This is a genomic window from Mycobacterium sp. IDUB_9 (assembly GCF_055419505.1).
In genome coordinates, this window is the sequence record NZ_JBVAXU010000001.1 from 1,065,444 (window position 1) to 1,084,610 (window position 19,167).

At 67.8% G+C, this 19,167-nt stretch carries 19 protein-coding genes; 10 read left to right on the plus strand and 9 right to left on the minus strand.

Annotation, left to right across the window (positions count from 1 at the left end; all coding sequences use genetic code 11):
- Nucleotide 1 precedes the first annotated feature (1 nt).
- The 4 genes from ACZY08_RS05175 to ACZY08_RS05190 form a co-directional block, all read right to left on the minus strand.
- Nucleotides 2-1,225, minus strand: coding sequence for an FAD-dependent oxidoreductase (locus ACZY08_RS05175; protein WP_463743492.1), 1,224 nt, complete (start codon nt 1,223-1,225; stop codon nt 2-4).
- On the minus strand, nt 1,218-3,383 hold the full coding sequence (gene helR / locus ACZY08_RS05180) for an RNA polymerase recycling motor ATPase HelR (protein ID WP_463744153.1): 2,166 nt from the start codon (nt 3,381-3,383) through the stop codon (nt 1,218-1,220). Before helR ends, ACZY08_RS05175 begins: the two co-directional genes overlap by 8 nt.
- 114 nt (nt 3,384-3,497) lie before the next feature.
- Entirely contained in the window at nt 3,498-6,053 is a 2,556-nt protein-coding gene (locus ACZY08_RS05185) for a DEAD/DEAH box helicase (RefSeq protein ID WP_463743493.1), read from the minus strand.
- A 61-nt stretch (nt 6,054-6,114) separates the two neighbouring features.
- Nucleotides 6,115-6,588 carry a carboxymuconolactone decarboxylase family protein gene (locus ACZY08_RS05190; RefSeq protein WP_463743494.1) on the minus strand — a complete coding sequence of 158 codons (474 nt, stop codon included), beginning with the start codon at nt 6,586-6,588 and terminating at the stop codon, nt 6,115-6,117.
- 94 nt (nt 6,589-6,682) lie between these two features.
- Here ACZY08_RS05190 and ACZY08_RS05195 point away from each other — a divergent pair, with 94 nt between their 5' ends.
- Nucleotides 6,683-7,540: an adenylate/guanylate cyclase domain-containing protein gene (locus tag ACZY08_RS05195; RefSeq protein ID WP_463744154.1), complete on the plus strand. Its 858-nt coding sequence runs from the start codon at nt 6,683-6,685 to the stop codon at nt 7,538-7,540.
- Here the strand turns inward: ACZY08_RS05195 and ACZY08_RS05200 are convergent.
- Nucleotides 7,491-8,132, minus strand: a complete 642-nt coding sequence (locus ACZY08_RS05200) for a cutinase family protein (protein ID WP_463744155.1) — start codon at nt 8,130-8,132, stop codon at nt 7,491-7,493. The genes ACZY08_RS05195 and ACZY08_RS05200 overlap by 50 nt on opposite strands.
- 111 nt (nt 8,133-8,243) lie before the next feature.
- Here ACZY08_RS05200 and ACZY08_RS05205 point away from each other — a divergent pair, with 111 nt between their 5' ends.
- Together ACZY08_RS05205 and ACZY08_RS05210 are read left to right on the plus strand one after the other, a co-directional pair.
- Nucleotides 8,244-8,621, plus strand: coding sequence for a nuclear transport factor 2 family protein (locus ACZY08_RS05205; RefSeq protein ID WP_463743495.1), 378 nt, complete (start codon nt 8,244-8,246; stop codon nt 8,619-8,621).
- A gap of 51 nt (nt 8,622-8,672) precedes the next feature.
- Entirely contained in the window at nt 8,673-9,392 is a 720-nt protein-coding gene (locus ACZY08_RS05210) for an NUDIX hydrolase (RefSeq protein WP_463743496.1), read from the plus strand.
- Between the two features lie 4 nt (nt 9,393-9,396).
- Here ACZY08_RS05210 and ACZY08_RS05215 read toward each other — a convergent pair whose 3' ends face one another.
- Both ACZY08_RS05215 and ACZY08_RS05220 read right to left on the minus strand, forming a co-directional pair.
- Nucleotides 9,397-9,837 (minus strand): flavin reductase family protein, encoded by a 441-nt coding sequence (locus ACZY08_RS05215; protein WP_463744156.1) that lies wholly within the window; start codon nt 9,835-9,837, stop codon nt 9,397-9,399.
- Between the two features lie 80 nt (nt 9,838-9,917).
- Nucleotides 9,918-10,652 carry a TetR/AcrR family transcriptional regulator gene (locus tag ACZY08_RS05220; RefSeq protein ID WP_463743497.1) on the minus strand — a complete coding sequence of 245 codons (735 nt, stop codon included), beginning with the start codon at nt 10,650-10,652 and terminating at the stop codon, nt 9,918-9,920.
- Between the two features lie 55 nt (nt 10,653-10,707).
- Between ACZY08_RS05220 and ACZY08_RS05225 the strand changes: the two genes are divergently transcribed.
- Nucleotides 10,708-13,557, plus strand: coding sequence for an MMPL/RND family transporter (locus ACZY08_RS05225; RefSeq protein ID WP_463743498.1), 2,850 nt, complete (start codon nt 10,708-10,710; stop codon nt 13,555-13,557).
- Here ACZY08_RS05225 and ACZY08_RS05230 read toward each other — a convergent pair.
- Nucleotides 13,490-13,942, minus strand: coding sequence for a VOC family protein (locus tag ACZY08_RS05230; protein WP_463743499.1), 453 nt, complete (start codon nt 13,940-13,942; stop codon nt 13,490-13,492). The two genes, ACZY08_RS05225 and ACZY08_RS05230, sit on opposite strands and share 68 nt — an antisense overlap.
- Entirely contained in the window at nt 13,939-14,088 is a 150-nt protein-coding gene (locus ACZY08_RS05235) for a hypothetical protein (protein ID WP_463743500.1), read from the minus strand. Before ACZY08_RS05235 ends, ACZY08_RS05230 begins: the two co-directional genes overlap by 4 nt.
- 156 nt (nt 14,089-14,244) lie before the next feature.
- Here ACZY08_RS05235 and ACZY08_RS05240 point away from each other — a divergent pair, with 156 nt between their 5' ends.
- Genes ACZY08_RS05240 through ACZY08_RS05265 form a run of 6 tightly spaced genes read left to right on the plus strand, consistent with a single transcriptional unit; the run spans nt 14,245 to nt 19,133 of the window.
- The gene (locus tag ACZY08_RS05240; RefSeq protein WP_463743501.1) at nt 14,245-15,246 is read left to right on the plus strand and encodes an AAA family ATPase; all 1,002 of its coding nucleotides are present in this window, start codon (nt 14,245-14,247) and stop codon (nt 15,244-15,246) included.
- A 7-nt stretch (nt 15,247-15,253) separates the two neighbouring features.
- Nucleotides 15,254-16,120, plus strand: coding sequence for a DUF58 domain-containing protein (locus tag ACZY08_RS05245; RefSeq protein WP_463743502.1), 867 nt, complete (start codon nt 15,254-15,256; stop codon nt 16,118-16,120).
- A complete protein-coding gene (locus ACZY08_RS05250) occupies nt 16,110-16,583 on the plus strand; it encodes a hypothetical protein (RefSeq protein ID WP_463743503.1) in 474 nt (157 codons plus the stop codon). The genes ACZY08_RS05245 and ACZY08_RS05250 overlap by 11 nt, the downstream gene beginning before the upstream one ends.
- Nucleotides 16,574-17,536 (plus strand): hypothetical protein, encoded by a 963-nt coding sequence (locus ACZY08_RS05255; RefSeq protein WP_463743504.1) that lies wholly within the window; start codon nt 16,574-16,576, stop codon nt 17,534-17,536. Before ACZY08_RS05250 ends, ACZY08_RS05255 begins: the two co-directional genes overlap by 10 nt.
- Nucleotides 17,533-18,450, plus strand: a complete 918-nt coding sequence (locus ACZY08_RS05260; protein ID WP_463743505.1) for a VWA domain-containing protein — start codon at nt 17,533-17,535, stop codon at nt 18,448-18,450. The genes ACZY08_RS05255 and ACZY08_RS05260 overlap by 4 nt, the downstream gene beginning before the upstream one ends.
- Nucleotides 18,447-19,133 carry a hypothetical protein gene (locus ACZY08_RS05265; protein ID WP_463743506.1) on the plus strand — a complete coding sequence of 229 codons (687 nt, stop codon included), beginning with the start codon at nt 18,447-18,449 and terminating at the stop codon, nt 19,131-19,133. The genes ACZY08_RS05260 and ACZY08_RS05265 overlap by 4 nt, the downstream gene beginning before the upstream one ends.
- The last annotated feature ends 34 nt before the right edge of the window (nt 19,134-19,167 follow it).

Consider the following 19,167-nt stretch of genomic DNA (forward strand, 5'->3'; position numbering starts at 1 on the left):
CCTATCGGCGGGCCGGCGCGGCGACGTGCTCGGGCCGTACTCCGGTGCCGACCAGGTACGCCGGAATCGCGGTGAGTTGGGGGAACTTGCGGACGATGTTCAGCAGCGCGCCCGGTGGGGTGATCTCGGCGCCTGCCATCACCGGCGCCAGCACCTGACGATGCAGGATGCGTTGGAAGCCCTGGGTGAGCGTGGTCGGCAGGCTGCGTTGACGCTGGACGGCGGCCAGGTCGGATTCGCTGACCCGATGCTCGCGAAGCGGCTGGTACAGCAGGCGTGCGGCGGCCGCGGCATCCTGGATCGCGACGTTGATTCCGACCCCGCCCACGGGCGACATGGCATGCGCGGCATCGCCGATACACAGCAGGCCGTCGCGGTGCCACCGCTCCAGCCGGTTGAGTTGAACGTCGAGACACTTGACGTCGTCCCAGGAGGCGAGCGTGGCCGTATCGGCTTCGGGGATCAGCTCGGCGAGCTCGGCCCGGAAGGCGTCGAGGCCGCGGGCCCGCAGCCCGGCGTCGCTGCCCTTCGGGATCAGGTAGGCCACCTGGAAGTAGCCGGAGCGGGGAATCATGATCAACGCCCGGCCGGGTGCGGTGCGCGGGATCAGCGAGTACTGGCCATCCTCGGTGCGCGGCAAGCGGAACCACCACACGTCGAAGGGCACCGGATAGTCCCGGGTGCTCAGCCCGGCTTCCCGCCGGACCAGCGATGTGCGTCCGTCGCAGGCGACGGTGAGATCGGCACGCAGTTCACCGTCCCCGTCGGGCCCGGTGTAGCGCACCCCGACGATGCGGTCACCGTCGCGCAGCAGCCCGGTCACCTCGGTCCGCATCCGCAGGGTGAAGTTGGGTTCGCTGCGGCCCGCATCGGCCAGCAGGTCGAGGAAGTCCCACTGCGGCACCATCGCCACGTAAGGGTGCGGTTGGCGCAGCCGACGGAAGTCGATGAGCGTCACCGGGTCACCGTCGACACCGAACTCGGCCTTCTCCACCTTGCTGTAGCCGAGCTTGTCGAACTCGCCGAAGAGTCCCAGCTCGTCGAGCATGCGCATGGTGCTCGGATGCACGGTGTCCCCACGGAAATCGCGCAGGAAGTCTGCGTGCTTCTCCATGACGGTGACCGCCACCCCGCACCGGGCCAGGATCAGTCCGAGCATCATCCCGGCGGGCCCGCCGCCCACGATCGCGCAGTCTGTCGCTTCTGGGCCGGGAGCGTCAGACATGTGCGAGTCCGTTCAACGCGTCGGGTAGCGGTTCGGTGTGCAGCACGCCGAGGCGCTGCGTCGCGCGGGTGAGGGCGACATACAACTCGGCGGCGCCGCGGTCGCCGTCGGCCAGGATGCGTGCGGGTTCCACCACGAGCACGGCGTCGAACTCCAGCCCCTTGGTTTCCGACGGAGCCACCGCGCCGGGTACCTCGGGCGGACCGATCACCACGCTGGTGCCTTCCCGGGCGGCTTCCTCCCGCACGAATTCCTCGACAGCCGAGGGAATTTCGTTGACGGTAAGTTGGCGCGACCAGGGCTGCACCCCGCAGGACCGGACGGACTCCGGTGCTTGGACCCCGGGCGCGAACTCGGCCAACAGCGCCCCGGCCACCGCCATGATCTCGGCTGGGGTCCGGTAGTTGACCGACAGGGTCCGGTAGATCCACCGGCCCGGCACATACGGTTCGAGCATCGCGTCCCAGGACCGGGCCCCGGCAGCCGAGCGGCGTTGGGCCAGATCCCCGACCACCGTGAAGGACCGGCGTGGGCAACGACGCATCAACACCCGCCAGTCCATCTCGGACAATTCCTGGGCTTCGTCGACCACAACATGACCGTAGGTCCAATCCCGGTCGGCCGCAGCGCGTTCGGCGAGTTCCCGGGTGTCGCGCTCGACGAACCGGTCGGCCAGGTCCTCGGCGTCGATCAGGTCGCTGGCCAGCAGGTGATCCTCGTCGTCCATCAGATCCTCGCGGGCGATCATCAGGTCGAGCACACCCGCGGCGTAGGCGGCTTCCTCGCGCCGTTCGCGTTCCGCGGCTTCGTCGGCCGCCTTGTCCCGGCCCAGCAAGTCGACCAGCTCGTCGAGCAGGGGTATGTCGGATACGGTCCAGGCGCTGCCGTCGGTGCGGAACAACCGAGGGTCGGCACCGGCTGCGGACAACCGTTCGGTCGACGAATACAGCGGGGCCAGCAAGGTCTCCGGGGTCAGGATCGGCCACAGCCGGTCGAGCGCGGCCGCGAAGGCGGCGTTGTCGTCGAGTTCGCTGACCACACTGGCCCGCAGTTCCTCCCACGCCGCCTTGTCCTGACGGCTCAACCACCCCTTGCCGATACGCGCGACCGCGCGTTCGGTGAGGACATAGGTGACGATGTCGCGGAACGTCGCACGGGCCTCGTTGTGCGGCAGCCCGGTTTCGCGGGCCTCCTCTATGGCCCACTGTGCGGTTTCGGCGTCGATGCGCACGGTGACGTCGGGGAGCTCGATCAGGATCGGCTCGTCGGGGACCTCCTGGCGGCCGGCCACCGCGGCGGCCAGCACGTCGAGGATCGTGAGCGCGCCCTTGATCGCAGCCACCTCGGGTGCATCCTCGGCGGTGACCTGCAGACCGTGCACCAGGTCACCGGGCGTCATGAACACCGCATCGGACTCGCCCAACGAGGGCAGCACCCGGCCGATGTGATGCAGGAACGCCTCATTTGGTCCGACCACGAGAACACCGTGACGCTCGATCCGTTCCCGGTGGGTGTACAGCAGGTAGGCCACTCGGTGCAGCGCCACAACGGTCTTGCCGGTGCCCGGGCCGCCCTCGACCACCAGCACGCCGGTGTGCTCGTTGCGGATGACCTCGTCCTGTTCGGCCTGGATCGTCGCGACGATGTCGCGCATGCCCTCACCGCGCGGCGCGTTCACCGCGGCCAGCAGCGCCGCATCACCTTCGTCGCCCTCGGCGGGCCGGCCCAGCACCTCGTCGGTGAAATCGAGCAGGCGGCGGCCCAGCGTGCGGAACTGGCGGCGCCGGCGCATGTTCTCCGGGTGGGCGCCCGTTGCGGTGTAGAACGGCCGGGCCAACGGGGCCCGCCAGTCCAGCAGCAGCGGCTCGTAGTCGTCCTCACGGTCGAAGATGCCTAGGCGGCCGACGTAGAGATGTTCTCCGGCAACGGTTTCCAGCCGTCCGAAGCACAGACCGTTGTCGGCCACGTCGAGCCGGGCGGCCTCCTTGGCCAGCGCCCGCACCTCGGCGTCGCGTTCCACCGCAGAGCCGCCGTGCTCGCGCAGGGCAGTGCGGTAGCGGTCACGCACCCGGATGCGCTCGGCGTCCAGGCGGGTGTAAAGCCCGTCGATGTAGCTCTGTTCGGTCTGTACTTCGATGTCGTGCTGGTCGAGTGGCAGGTTCACCACAGTTCCCTCGCTTATCCGTGGTTGGTCCGGCCAGCGATTGTGCGCCATCACCGGGGCCTTGCCGCAAGGCCCCGGGGTCGCGATAAAATCAGGGTCAGCAAGCGCTCACCCCATCCGGCCTGCATCCACGATACGCAGCACCGCGGCACCCTCCTCGTCGCTGGCGGCCAGGTCCACTTCCACGTCGAAGCCCCAATCGTGATCTCCTGCGGGATCTTCGAGGATCTGTCGCACACGCCACACCTGCGGCTGCCGGTCGAAGATCAGCAACGCCGGGCCCCGCGCGTCGGCGCCGGTGCCCACCTGCGCGTGTTCGTCGAAGTACTCCTCGCCGATTTCGGCCCAGCGCTGCGCTGTCCACCCGGATGACGCGTCCAGTGCGCCGAGCTCGTCCCAGCGGGAGCGGGCGAACAACTCCACCCGCCGGAACAACGCATTGCGCACCATCGCGGTGAACGCCCGTTCGTTGCCTGTCAACGGCCGCGGCCGGGCGGGCACGGCTCGGATTTCTTGGACGGGTGCGCCGGACTCTTGGTCCGGACTCGTCAGCTGCTCCCACTCGTCGAGCAGACTGGAATCCACCTGGCGCACCAATTCGCCGAGCCACTCGACGATGTCGGCCAGCGCTTCGGTGCGGGCGGCCGCCGGTACTCCTGAGCGCAGCGCCTTGAAGGCATCGGACAGGTAGCGCAGCACGGCCCCTTCGGAGCGGGTCAACGAATAGACGCTGATGTACTCGCGGAAGGTCATGGCGCGCTCCCACATCTCGCGCACCACCGACTTGGGGGACAGATGCCCGTCGGCCGCCCACGGATTGGTCTGCCGGTACACCTCGTAGGTGTGTTCCAGCAGTTCGGCCAGCGGCTTCGGATAGGTGACCTCGTCGAGTAGTTCGATGCGTTCGTCGTATTCGATGCCTTCGGCCTTCATCGCCGCCACCGCCTCGCCCCTGGCCTTGTTCAGCTGGGCGGCCAGGATCTGGCGGGGATCCTCCAGGGTGGCCTCGATCACCGAAATGACATTCAAGGCATAGCTTGCCGGATCTTCTGGTTCGGGATCGAGTACCTCGACGGCGGCGAGTGCGAAGGTGGACAGTGGTTGGTTGAGCGCGAAATCCGGTGGCAGGTCGACGGTGAGCCGGTAGCGCCTCCCGTCCGGCTCCGGCTCGGGAAGTCGCTCCACCACGCCGGCCTGCAGGAGCGAGCGGGCGATGCCGACCGCCTCCCGGATGTGCCGAAGTTGACGTTTGCGTGGTTCGTGATTGTCGGTGAGCAGGCGACGCATCGCGGCGAACGGGTCGCCGGGGCGGTCGACGACATCGAGGATCATCGCTGTCGATACCCGCATATTGCTGGTCAAGGCTTCGGGGGCGGCGTCGATCAGCCGGTTCATGGTGGCCTCACCCCACGGCACCATTCCCTCAGGGGCCTTGCGCCGTACCAGCTTTCGACGCTTCTTCGGGTCGTCGGCGACCTTGGCGAACTGTTTGAGGTTCTCCACCTCGTGGTCGGGCGCCTGTACGACGACGGTGCCCGCGGTGTCGTATCCGGCGCGTCCGGCCCGCCCGGCGATCTGGTGGAATTCGCGGGCGTTGAGCAACCGCATCCGGGTGCCGTCGTATTTGGACAACGCCGAGAACACGACCGTGCGGATCGGCACGTTGATGCCGACGCCGAGAGTGTCGGTACCGCAGATCACCTTGAGCAGTCCGGCCTGGGCCAGCTGTTCCACCAGCCGGCGGTACTTGGGCAGCATGCCGGCGTGGTGGACGCCGATGCCGTGCCGCACCAGCCGCGACAAAGTGGTCCCGAATGTCGTGGAAAAACGGAACTGGCCAATGTGTTCGGCGATCGCGGCCTTCTCCTCTTTGGTGCTGACGTTGACGCTCATCAGCGCCTGAGCCCGCTCCAGCGCCGAAGCCTGGGTGAAGTGCACGACGTAGATCGGCGCCTGTTTGGTGTCGAGCAGGTCGGCGATGGTCTCGTGCATCGCTGTGGTGGCGTACGAGTAGAACAGCGGCACCGGCCGTTCGGCACCGGCCACCAGTGCCGTCTCCCGCCCGGTGCGCCGGGTCAGGTCCTTGCGCAGGAATTCGACGTCACCCAGCGTCGCCGACATCAGCAGGAACTGGGCCTTGGGAAGCTCGAGCAGCGGCACCTGCCACGCCCAGCCGCGATCCGGGTCGCCGTAGAAGTGGAACTCGTCCATCACCACCAGACCGATGTCAGCATCGGCGCCCTCGCGCAGCGCGAGATTGGCCAGGATCTCGGCGGTGCAGGCGATGATCGGCGCGTCGGCGTTGACCGACGCGTCCCCCGTGAGCATGCCGACGTTGTCGGCCCCGAACACGTCGCACAGCGCGAAGAACTTCTCACTGACCAGCGCCTTGATCGGCGCGGTGTAGAAACTGACCCGGTCCGCGGCGAGCGCCGCATAGATCGCCCCGGTGGCCACCAGGGACTTGCCCGATCCGGTCGGCGTCGCCAGGATCACGTTCGCCCCGCTGACCAGTTCGATCAGCGCCTCCTCCTGCGCCGGGTACAGCGCAGTGCCGTTGGCCTCGGCCCAGCCGGCGAAGTCGGTGAACAGGGTGTCGGCATCCTCGCCCTTGGCGCGCAGCGCCGACAGGTCGCCCGGATCGTCGAGCAGGGGAGTGGTCATATTGATGACCAGCGTGCCAGTTGGCCTGCACCGCCGATCGCGCAGGCAGGCGAGACCGCCGCTATCCGAACTGGCCGGGCTGGTAGTCGCCGGCCGGCTGCTGCACGATCACGTTCAGGCGGTTGACGGTGTTCATGAAGGCGATCAGGCAGACGAGCGCGACCAGTTGGTTCTCGTCGTAGTGTTTGACCGCATTCGCCCACACCTCGTCGCTGACCCCGCCCGCCGCATCGGCGATGCGGGTGCCCTGTTCGGTCAGCTCGAGGGCCGCGCGTTCGGCTTCGGTGAACACGGTCGCCTCCCGCCATGCCGCGACCAGGTGGAGGCGCTGCTGGGTCTCCCCGGCGAGCATGGCGTCCTTGGTGTGCATGTCGGTGCAGAATGCGCAGCCATTGATCTGGCTGGCGCGTAGCGCCACCAGTTGCTGAGTTGCCTCGGGGAGCGCCGAGTCCGTGATCACCTTGCCTGCCGAGGTGACGTACTTGAGCATCTTGGCGGCGGTCGGGTTCTCGAAGAGGTTCAAACGAGCATCCATGGTGCACTCCTAATCGATCGATCTATGGTGTCTACCCACTCAAGACACCGCGGCTCGACGGAATGTGACATGCGGCGATAATCATCGGGTGCCGATGCCGTCCACTGTCGAGGTTGTTCTGCTGGTCGTTGTCGTCGTGCTGTTCGCGGCGTTCGTCACGTTCCTGGTGTTGTTCATCGTGAGCCGGCGGCAGCTGACGAATGCTCGGCGTGAGATCGAGCGCATGCGGTCAGAGGATGAGGACCGCCGGCGCAGGCGCCGTCGCGGTGTGGCGCCCTTTGCGATCAAGACGGTGTTTCAGACCGCGGACATGCTGATCAACAAGGGGCTGGGCGCTACCGTGCGCAACTCCATCGAGGATCTGGCCGGATGGGCTCAAGTGGAGCGCCCGGACCTCGCCCGGCTCACCGCCGATGGGCGGGTGGTCATCGTGTTCTCCGACATCGAAGGCTCGACCGAGTACAACGCGGCGATGGGTGACCGGGCCTGGGTGAAGCTGCTGGAGAAGCACAACAAGCTGGTGCAAGCGCGGGTCGACAAACACGGTGGCCACGTGGTCAAGACCCAGGGTGACGGGTTCATGATCGCGTTCGCCGACCCGGAGAATGCCGTGCGGTTCGCCACGGATGTGCAGCGTGCGCTGGCCGAGAGCCCACAGCGGTGGCAGGCGATCAGGGTGCGGATCGGCGTGCACATGGGTACGTCGGTGCGCCGCGGCGACGACTTGTTCGGGCTCGATGTCGCGATGGCCGCCCGGGTTGCCGGTCAGGCCGACGGCGGCGAGATCCTGGTCAGCGAGCCGGTGGAAGAAGCGGTCAAACATCTCGATGACGTCCGGCTGGGTGCGCCCCGCGAAGTCGAACTCAAGGGTCTTCCCGGGACCCATCGGCTCTACCCGGTTGTCAGCGCCGAGCAGCCGGCGCTGGAGGCGGCGGTTGGACGTGACGCGTGACCCATTGCGCGGCCAGCTTGATCAGCCCTGACTTCGGATAGCTGACGTGCGCATTCCAGTCCCGGCCCAGCGAACAGATGGGGTCGTTCGTATTGCACAGGTCCGCGGTCCTGGCGCCGAAGTCCGGGCTCATCCGGGTCAGCGGCTGGCCGAGCCGCGCTGACGGGTTGCCGAATACCACCACCGACGCGACGCGCGGGACAACCGCGGCGGGCAACGGGGCTGTGTAGCCGAGGCCGGCGATCGGCGAGGTGGCCACGACGTCGACGACAGCCGCGCCCTGCGAGTAGCCGCCCATCACGATCTTGGTCTTGGGGCATCGTGCCGCGGTGGCCTGGACGCGCTTGCTCATATCGCTGGCCCCGGCCGCGGCCTTCATGAAATCCCACGACGCGGGGTACTGCACCGCGTAGGTGCCGATCGTCGAACCTTTGACCATGGGACGCAGCGTGTCGACGAACGCCTTGCCGACGTTGCCGATGCCGGCGGGCTCGTCCGTGCCGCGGGCGAACACGACCTCAATGTCAGGACAGTCCGGCGCGGCCGAAGCAACTGGCGTCGAGATCGTGCCCACCGCGGCGGCCGCAGTCACAGCTGCGATGCCCGCGAGGGCCGAAGTCTTGACACCCACCAGTCACTTCTACCACTGTTTTAACACCGATGCCCAGGTATATCAGGTCGGGGTAACGGGTATCACCTAGCGGTGACCAGCCCACTTCTCGACCAACTCCTGCATATCGAACGCGCCGGGTGGGATTCGCTGTGCGAGTCGACCGGCGCCGACTTCTACGGCGATCTGATGCTGCGTGACGCCGTCATGGTCCTCGCCAACGGCATGGTGATGGACCGCAACACCGTCGTGAGCGCGCTGGCGCAGTCCCCGCCGTGGCGCGCGTACGAGATCAGCGGAGTGCGGCTGATCGCCGTGGACGACGACAATGCGGTTCTGGTTTACGTCGGCACGGCCTACCGCGATGGAGACGAGCCCGCGTTCGTCGGCGCCATGTCCAGCGTCTACCACCGGGTCGACGGGGCCTGGAAGCTCGCGCTGTATCAGCAGACGCGCAAGGCGGAACAGTAGGCAGCGTCACCTCGCCGGTCGCATCGCCCGCGCCCCGCATATGGTCGAGCGGTGACGATCGCCTACGACGAAGCCCTGCGGGAACGCATCGGGGCGCATCTGGAGGGGCACGCGCGCCGCGCCGTGACCGATCCGACGAAGCGACACGCGGCCGTCGCGGTGGTGCTGGTCGACTCCGAACTCGGTGAGGACCGGGTGGACCCGGCTCCCGTCGACGAGTGGATCGGGGGCCGGCCGATGCCGGAACCCGGTCTCGACGGACGCATGGTGGATGTTTCAGGTGGCGCCGCTTTCCTGTTGTGTCGCAGGACATCTCGGCTGTCGTCACACGCCGCGCAATGGGCGCTTCCCGGTGGCCGGCTGGACCCGGGGGAGACCGCGGTGGAGGCGGCGCTGCGGGAACTGGACGAGGAGGTCGGCGTAAACCTCCCGGACTCGGCGGTGCTGGGCCTGCTCGACGACTATCCGACCCGCTCCGGGTACGTCATCACCCCGGTGGTGATCTGGGGTGGCGGTCGGCTGGATCTGCATCCGTCGCCCGATGAGGTGGTGGCGGCGTACCGGGTGGGGCTGCATCAACTGCAGCGTGAGGACTCGCCCCGGTTCATCACCATTCCGGAGAGTCCGCGTCCGGTGGTGCAGATCCCGTTGGGCAACGACCTGATCCACGCCCCGACCGGTGCGGTGCTGTTGCAGTTGCGGTGGCTGGCCCTGGAGGGCCGCACCGATCCGGTCGATGAACTCGAACAGCCGGTCTTCGCCTGGAAGTAGGGACTCAGGCCTCGTGGCCGGGCTTGAGATCGGCCACGTCGGTGAGATTCACCCAGGGCCGAGGCTCGTCCGGGGCTTGGCCCGCGATCGGATTCAGCAGATACCCGACGTGGTCACCGAGGTCGACACGATCGAGGATCGCGCCCACGAACCACGCCGGTGCGGCATCGAGGATCGGCGTCGCTGCCGGCCCTTCATGCCAGCTGCACCGGGCGAACTTGTCGATCGCGTCGCCCGTCTGCCCACCGAACCAGCGGGCAAGGTCCAACTCGTCGGAGGCCAGCAGGTGCACGCCCAGGTGATCGGCTGTTTCCGCCGCGGCGAACGTGTGGTTCTGCTTCGAAATCCCGACCAGGAATCGCGGTGGATCGATACTTGCCTGCGTGGTGAATCCGACCAGACAGCCAGCCGGTCCGTCCGAGGACGGCGCCGTCACGATGAACATCGGATAGTCGAGCAGCCCGACGAATCCGTCGAAACCTTCCCAGCTCTGCGCCACCAGACCATTGTCGGTCACCGGCGGGTTTAAGGGCTGCGAGTCCGGCGCCCGCGCCGGACCGTTGCCGTCGCGGGTGGACTCGGGGGTGGCGGTGCGGCAGGCGGTTTCAGCCGCTGAAACGACTGCAGGATTCGTTCCCGGTCACCACCGAGGCCGACGAGGAGATTGGTGATGTGCGGCGCGAGCACCCGCGAGACGCCGCTGCCGTCGGTGCCGAAGACGCCGATGATCTCGGCCAGCACATAACCGTGCATCATGGTCCAGATCTGGGCGGCGACAGCCACCGGATCGCCCTCGTCGATGGCCCCGGCGTCCATGCAACGCCTTACGAAGCGGGGGATCTGGGCGTACACCGAGTTGATCTCGGACAGCGCCGCCGGGTTGCCGTCGACCGTGATGTCGCGGCCGATCGGCAGGGCGATCGCCGGTGAGGCGATCCCGAACATCAGCCGGTACCGCTGCGGATAGGTGAGTGCGTACTCCCGGTAGGCCAGTCCGGAGGCGAGGAGGTCGGCCACCGGATCGTCGCTGTCGGGGTGCCGGTCCAGGTGTTTGCCGAAGCGGACGTAGGACTCGCGCACGAGCGCCTCGTACAGGCCCGGCATGCCGTCGAAATGTGTGTAGACCGCCATCGTGGAGGCGCCGATCCGTTTGGCCAGCATGCGTGCGTTGAGTGCCTCGGGCCCGCTCTCCTCGAGGACCTGCAGGCTCTCCTCGATCAGGCTTTCGCGAATTCCCATGGTCGCCATCGTCCTGGACATGCTGCCATAACAATGTTATACCTGCCAATAACATTGTTATGGAGGGTGGGAAGCGATGTTGAAGTCCGTTGCACGCGCGGCGAGCAGGTACGCCCTGTTGGTCATCGCGGCCTGGCTGTTGCTCGCCGGCGTCGGCAACATCGCGGTGCCTCAGCTCGAACACGTCGTGAAAGACCAGTCCCGGGCGTTCTTTCCGGCCGATTCCGGTGCCACCCGGGCAGCCCAGCGGATGGGCACCCTGTTCGGGGATTCGGACAGCAACAACATCGCCTATGTCGTCCTCGATGCCGACCGGCCGCTGGGGGAGCCCGACCGCGGCTACTACCGGGCCCTCGCCGACCGGCTGCGGATGGACACCCCAGGCGTCGAATCGGTGATGGATCTGTGGGACGACCCCACCGCGGCAGCCGTATTCGAGAGCCGGGACCACCAGGCGGCCTATCTGATGGCAAGGCTGTCCGGACAACTGGGGAGCAGCACTGCCACCGAGGCGGTGTCCGCCCTGCGCGCGGCGGTCGCCGCGGCCCGTCCGCCGGAGGGGCTGCGCACGTACGTCACCGGGCCCGGAGCCAGCCTGGTGGACGAATTCGCGGCTCTGGACGCACAATTGGCGAGGATCACGGTGCTGACCGTCGGCATGATCGCCGCCCTGCTGTTGTTCGTGTACCGCTCGCCCATCACCGCGGCGGTCCCGCTGGCGTCGGTGGGGCTGTCGCTGGCGCTCGGGCGTCCGGTCGTCGCCCTGCTCGGCGAGCACGGCGTGATCGAGGTGTCGGTGTTCTCGGTGGCATTGATGTCGGCCATGGTGTTGGGCGCGGGGACCGACTACGGCATCTTCCTGCTGGGCCGCTACCACGAGAACCGGCGGGCCGGTCTGGCTCCGCCGGATGCGCTGGCCGACGCCTATCGCCGAGTGGCGCCGGTGATCGTCGGATCGTCCGCCACCATCGCCACGGCGCTGTTCTGCCTGACCTTCGCCAAGGTGAATTTCCTGCGCAGCGCCGGGATACCCAGTGGCATCGGCATTCTCGCGGCGATGCTGGGCGCGCTGACATTGACCCCGGCCATGATCGGCTGGTTCAGCCGGCGTGGATGGGTGGAGCCGCGGGCAGCGCGGATCAACCGTCGATGGCGCCGGATCGGCACCGGGGTCGCCCGATGGCCGGGCCCTGTTCTGGTGGTTGCCGTCGGAACCCTGATCGTCTGCGCGGTTCCGTTGTTCGGTGCCGAGGTCAGCTTCGCGGAGCTGAGCGCACAACCCGCCACCACCGACTCCAGCCGCGGATACCAGGCGGTGCACGGACGGTTTCCGGACAACAGGCTGCTCCCCGAGATCGTCTCGATCCAGGCCGACCGTGATCTACGCACCCCGGCCGGGCTGATCACCATCGAGCGCGTCACCCGCAAGGTCCTCGAGGTGCGGGGAGTGCGCACGGTGCAGTCCGCCAGCCGGCCCGCCGGGACCCCGGTGCGGCAGGGCACCCTGACCTATCAGGCCGGCCAGATCGGCGAACAACTCGACAGCACAGCACAATCCGCGATCAACGGGATGAACTCCGTGGATACCGTCGCGGCGACGATCGGACAACTCGACGCCTCGTTGGACGGCATGCAACGCGGACTGACCGGTGCGGTCGACGGGTTGAACCGGGTCGGGGCAGGTTCGCAGGACATCGGTGCGGGCATGACCGGACTGCGGGGCAACCTGCAGCAGGTGTCCGGATATGCCGATCCGCTACGCCAATTCGTCAACGGCAACCCCGATTGTGCGGCCAACCCGATCTGTGCCGCGGTGCAGAAGATCGTCACGCCCCTGGACGACGCGGTCAGCGCGACGGGCACGCTCGCCGGGGGCGCGGGTGCCCTCCAAGAAGGTGCCGCCGGCGCCACCGACTCACTCGACGGTGCGGCGAAGGGTGTGGCGACGATGCGCGCGGCGCTCGCCGAGCTGCGCGGCCTCACCTCCACCCTGCGCGCCAGCCTGGGCACTGTCGGGCCGCAGATGCAGCAGATGACCGGCTACCTGTCACAGCTCAGCACCGACTTCAACGGCAGTTCCGAGGGCGGGTTCTACCTGCCGCCAAGAACTTTCGACGACCCGCAATACCGCCGGGCGATGGAGATGATGTTCTCGCCCGACGGCCGTGCCACGCGGCTGCTGGTTTACGGCGACGGCGAATCCTGGGGCCGGGACGGCGCCGACCGCTCCGGTGCGATCCGCATCGCCGCCGCCGAAGCGCTCAAGGACACCCCGCTGGCCGTCAGCGGCGTCGTCGACCTCACCGGGGTGGGAACCGCTACCGCAGAACTCATCACGTACGTCGGACACGACTTCACCCTGCTCGTCATCGCCACGCTCGTGCTCATCTTCCTGATCGTGGCCGCCATGCTGCGCAGCCCCGTGGCCGGGATCGTGGTGCTGGCCACCGTCACGCTTTCCTACGCCTCGGCGCTGGGCGCCAGTGTTGCCATCTGGCAGTTTCTGTTCGGCCAACCCCTGCACTGGGCGGTCCCGGCCTTGGCGTTCATCGCCCTGGTCGCCGTCGGCGCGGACTACAACCTACTGCTGGCGATGCGGTTACGCGACGAGTCCGAGGCCGGAGTCCGGACCGCGACGATCCGCACGTTCGCCGGCACCGGCAGCGTGGTCACCGTCGCGGGGATCGTGTTCGGGCTGACCATGTTCGCGATGCTGGGCGCCAGCGTCGTGACGATCGCCCAGGTGGGGTCCGCCATCGGGATCGGACTGCTCATCGACACCCTGCTGGTGCGGACCTTCGTGGTGCCGCCCATCGCGGTGCTGCTGGGCCGCTGGTTCTGGTGGCCGCGGCGGGCCATCACGTCGACGAGCCGGTCCCGGCGTGAATACCGCTCAGCAGACCGGTCATCTGTCCAACTTCGATGAGATAGCCGTCTGGATCGCGCATGTAGCAGCGCACTTCAGCCTTTCGATCGATAGGTGGAGTCAGAAACTCGGCACCTTTCGCGCTCCACTTGCGATAACAGGCTTGGATGTCGGCCACCCGGATGTTCAGGAAGCTGGTCGCGGTGTGCGGATCGGTCGGCGGGTGCAGAGTCACGTCCGGTTTGTCCGGCGTGGGACCGCCGCCGGGGTTCATGATCAGCCAACTGTTGGCCAGCTTGATGATGCACGGGTCTTCGGCCATCACCACCTCGCCACCGAGCACTTCGCTGTAGAAAGCTCGCGAGCGGGGCACATCGGAGACGGTGAGAAAGTGGGTCAGCAACACACCCGTCTCGGGGTTGGGCAGCGAGTCGTTGAGGTTCATCTGCGATTCCCTTCCGCCTGGTACGGATGATCTTGGATGGCAATGAGATCCAGGCTCTGATCGGCGAGCGCGAGGGTGTTGTCGAGCATGTCGGCGCGGGGCGTGACGAACAGCCCGAACTGTAATGGACGGCGGTAGTCGGTCATCGTGTGAGTACCCTCCCGGCGTCGAACTCAGCTGTTCCGACGGTAGTCGCCGAGGTGTCCGCACGGAACCGTTCTGGCCGCCGCACCGCTCACGCGGGCATGACTTCGGCAAAGTCTGGGTACATACGCCGGGGAGGGTGAATACGGGAAGGACGCATGACGGCACCGCGATTGCAGGTTGACCAGCGCGACGCCGCCGAAGCCCAGCGCATCGCGGGTGCGGTGACCTCGGCGTTCGCCACCCGGGTGGTGGGTCAGGACCACCTGCGCGAATCGATGTTGGTCGCGTTGCTCGCCGGGGGACACCTGCTCATCGAAAGTGTTCCCGGGCTGGCCAAGACCACTGCGGCGCGGGTGGTGGCCGAATCCATCGACGGCAGCTTCCGGCGCATCCAGTGCACACCGGACCTGTTGCCGAGCGACATCATCGGAACCCAGATCTACGAGGCCGCGCACAACTCGTTCGCCACGCAGTTGGGCCCGGTGCACGCGAACATCGTGCTGCTCGACGAGATCAACCGCTCCAGCGCCAAGACCCAGAGCGCCATGCTGGAGGCGATGGAGGAACGTCAGACCACGATCGCCGGCGTCGAATATGCCATTCCCGAGCCATTTCTGGTGATCGCCACCCAGAACCCCGTCGACCAGGAGGGCACCTATCCGCTCTCGGAGGCCCAGACCGACCGGTTCATGCTCAAGGAGATCGTGGGCTACCCCTCGGTCGAGGAGGAGGTCGAGATCGCCGCCCGCATGGACGCCGGGCTCTACGACCGGGATCACCGCGCGGCTCCGGTCGTCACGATCGATGACGTGCGCCGCGCCCAGGGCATCGTGCGGTCGGTCTATCTGGATCGCGCGCTCGTCGAGTACGCGGGCCGGCTCGTCGCCGTCACCCGCGAACCCGGACAGTACCTGCCGGCGAACCTGGCCCGCCTGATCGAGTACGGGGCCAGTCCGCGCGCCACGCTGGCCTTCTGCCGGACCGCCCGGGCGCTGGCCGTGCTGCGCGGCCGCGACCATGTCGTGCCCGACGACATCGCCCGGTTGGCGCATCGGGTGCTGCGGCACCGGCTGATCCTCGGATTCGAGGCGGCCACGGCCCGCGTCACCCCCGATACCATCGTCGACGCGGTGTTGCGTGCGGTGCAGGTCCCGTGAGGCCCCGATGGGCAGGTATCTGGACTCCGCCAAGGCGTATGTCGGCCGCGACGCCGGCGGTCTGCTCGAAGGTGGCCGCTACGCCCTGGTACACACCCGCAGCCTGGAGTTCGACGAGCTGCGGCCCTACGTTCCCGGTGACGATGTCCGCGACATCGACTGGAAGGCCACGGCGCGCTCCGGGCACACCCTGATCAAACGGTTCGTCTCGGAGAAGCACCACAAGGTGCTCGTGGTCGCCGACGCCGGCCGGAACAGTTGCGCACTGGCCCCGTCCGGCGAGCTGAAAAGAACTGTGGCACTGAACATCATCGGCGGCGTCGGATTGATGACGCTGCCCCGGTCCGACGAGATCGCGATGGTGCTCGGTGACCACCGCGGCACCGTGGACATCCGGCTGCGCCGCGGCGAGACCCATATCGAGAGCATGCTGCACCGCTTCCACCACCACGCCGCAGATCACCCCGGCCCGAGCGACATCCTGGTTCAGCTCGAATGGGTGGCCCGCCACTACCGGCAGCGGCTGTTGATCTTCGTGGTGTCCGACGAACCGGAGGTCACCGACCGACTGGCCGATGTGCTGCGCCCGCTCACCGCCCGACACGACGTGCTGTGGGCACTGGTCGGCGACATGCCCGCGGTGAGCGGGCACCGGGACAACGGCCGCAGTTACGAGATCGCGGACGGCCGCCCGATCCTGGCCGATCTGGACCGCGAGGTCATCGCGGCCTACCTGGACGCCGAAGCACAACGGCGCGAGCAGCTTTCCGAGTTCCTGATCAGGCAGCGGATACCGCACGCCCGGATTCCCGGCAGCCTGCGGATCAGGGCGGCCTTGACGGCGATGACCGGGATGTACGCCCGTGCCGGATGACCTGCTGCGCCATGTGATCGGTCCGACGCCCTACTCGCCGGTGTGGCTGTGGACCGCGATCGGCCTGATCCTGCTGCTCTGCGCCTGGTATGCGGCAGTCTTGGTACTGACATCGCGGCGCCGTGCGGTGCGCGACCTGCCCGTCGTCGGCGCCGCACGGGCGGAACTGCTGCGCCGCCGATCGGTCCGGGCGGTCCGTCGCATCGGGAATCGTTATCGCGCAGGTGATTTGAGCGCAGCGGGCACCGGCGCCGCGCTGAGCCGGGAACTCCGTGCTTTCCTGCGGGCGGCCACCGGCCTGCAGGCCCAGTACATGCAGGTCGATGCCATCGCGGAAAGCTCGGCTGCACCGGCCGCGCCGATTCTGGCCGAGCTCACCGACATTCAGTTCAACCATCGTTCGGCGCTCGATGCCGGTACGGCTAGCGACGCCGCCGAGGAGTTGATCCGCGGATGGACCTGATCTGGTGGGTAGTGGTGATCGCCGGTTGCCTCGCACTCGCCGGGTGCGTGGCCCTGGCCCTGCTGCTGAGACAACCCACGGACCCGGACCGGCTCAGACCACTGGCCAACACCGGGCGGCTCACCCGGCTGCCCTCCTACGTGCGGAGCGCGCGGCTGCGGACCATCGCCGCCGTGGTTGCCATGGTGCTGTTGACGGCCGCTTTCGCAGGTTCTGTTCTGGCTGCCGCGCGTCCCACCGGGCTTCCGTCGTGGCCCCGCACCACCCAGGTGGCGACACCGGAGGACATCATGGTGTGCATCGGCGGCCCGGTGGCCGACCCTGCGGTCACCGCCACATTGAATTACTTCGCCGGTCGGGCCGGCTCCTTCGGGACCGATCGGATCGGGCTGACCTCGGCCAACCGTCGCGTCATCCCGCTCACTCGGGACTATCAGTACGCCGCAGCGCAATTCGCGGAAGTCGGCCGGCAGGAAGGTGCCCGGCCGTTGGTCGCAGCGGTGTCCTATGTCGATTACACCGCCGGCGTCCAGGACGTGCTGGCAATGTGTCTGACCGGCTTCCCGTCCTTCGAGGAGAAGTCCGCACAGCGACGTTCGCTGATCTACGTAGGTCCCGAGTCCCTGCCCGGATCGACCGGATCCGCCCCGCTGTTCACCGAGGACAGGCTCCGTGACCTCGCGGTGACGGCAGGTGTTCAGGTCAACGCGATCACGTCCGGATCCGGCGAGGGGGCGGTAGCGGAGCTGACTCGCAGCACCGGCGGGCGATGGTTTTCTGATTCAGCCGATGCCGCCGCACATCTGACGCAGATCCGGGACCATCCGCCGCAGGCCGGGACGACCGGCGACACCGCGGACGTCATCTCCGCCGAAACCCCGGCGGTGCCCGTGTTGCTGGCATTGCTGGCGTTGGCAGTCCTGTGGTGGTGGCCTGTGGTGGTGCGCCGATGAGCCTTCATCCGGTTCTGCCGGCGTTGCTGTTCGCAGTGCTCGCGGTGGTGCTCGTCGCGGCGCGGGCGATGACCTTCGGGCGGGTCAGGGCGCGAGGTGGTGGCTGGGCGGCGGTGTGGCGCTGGTCGTCGGTGACGGCGGCCGGGGTGCTCCTGATGGTGGCCGCGCTCGGACCCACTGTGGGTGGGAGCCGCGACACCGTGCCTCGGCCGGCCGGTGACCGGGACCCCAACGTCTTTGTGCTCCTGGACCGTTCGCCGGAGATGTCGCAATCTGGTGCCGACGGCCGCTCTCGGATGGCGGCGGCCCGCGACGATGTCGCGGCGCTGATCGAACGGTATCCCGACGCCCGTTTCGCCGTGATCGGGTTCGCCCAACGTCCGTCTGTGGTGTGGCCGCTGTCCGCCGATACCTGGAGCTTGCGGCCCGTGGTGGCCGCCACCGATGTGTACCCGGCGACACCGGATTCCAACGTCGGTGCGGCCGCCAGCGTGCTGCGCTACCAGCTGATCAGTGCGGTGCAGCAGTTCCCGAGAGCCCAGAACCTGGTGTTCTATCTCGGCGCCGGCGCGCCCGAATCACAAGCACCGCAACGGCAATTCGAGCTGCCCGAGGACGCCGTGGACGGCGGCGCGGTCCTGGGTTACGGAAACGCCGGTACCCCGGCGCTGCGGGGCGTCGCAGAACAGATGGGGGTGCCGTTCGTGCCGCGTACCGGCGCGACGCCGCTGGAGGTTGCACTGCCCGCCGACAAGACGCCGAGCCGGAGCCCCGTCGCTGCCCCGGACCGCGCTGCCATCGAGCTGTACTGGGTTTTCGCCGGGTCTGCAGCGCTGCTCATCCTGAGCGAGCTCTATGTGGTCCTGCGGGGATTCCGCCGCATGAAGTCGATCGATCTGGGGTCCGGGCCATGAACCGGTTGCGTCGCAGGCTGCTGCTGTACTCGGCCCCAGTGGTGCTCATAGTCCTGATCGCCGTCGTCAAACTGCTGTCGGTCGTGGTGATCGGCCACTCGGCGGCAGCCGATTTCGCCGACCGCGACACCGAGGCGATGGCAGGCGACGTGGCCAGGCTGCAGGTACTGAACATCGTCGAACCGGGCAAGGCGGACTATGCCGCGGGCGCTCTGGCTGTCCTCGAGAACCGGCTCGATGACGCCGACCGCCATTTCAGCGTGGCGATGGATAGGCATGAGGCCGGTGAAACATGTTCGGCCAGGGTGAACCTCGAACTCGTACGCGAGACTCTCGGTGATCGCGCCATCGCGGCGATGGATCCCGAAGGGGCACTGACCCGCTATCTGGCAGCGCGCGATGTGGTGGAGAAGGCTCCGGTGGGGTGCTTCGCGGGTAACACCGACCCGGACCCGGATCGGCGAACCATCCGCAACGAGGCGCTGGGACGGTTGAACAGCAAGATCGACGCCGCCGCCGCAATCTCGCCGCCACCGGTGTCCTCTCCACCCCCGGCCGCCCAGACACCGCCCCCGGCGATGGGGGGTACGTCCACCACGCAGCCGCGGAATCGGCTCGACCCGACCGTCGGCGATCCGGTGGACCGGCTGCAACAGATCCTGCGCGATGCCGCCACGGGTTAGATTCGGGTGAGTCGGGCTCGTTGAGCCCGGTCGA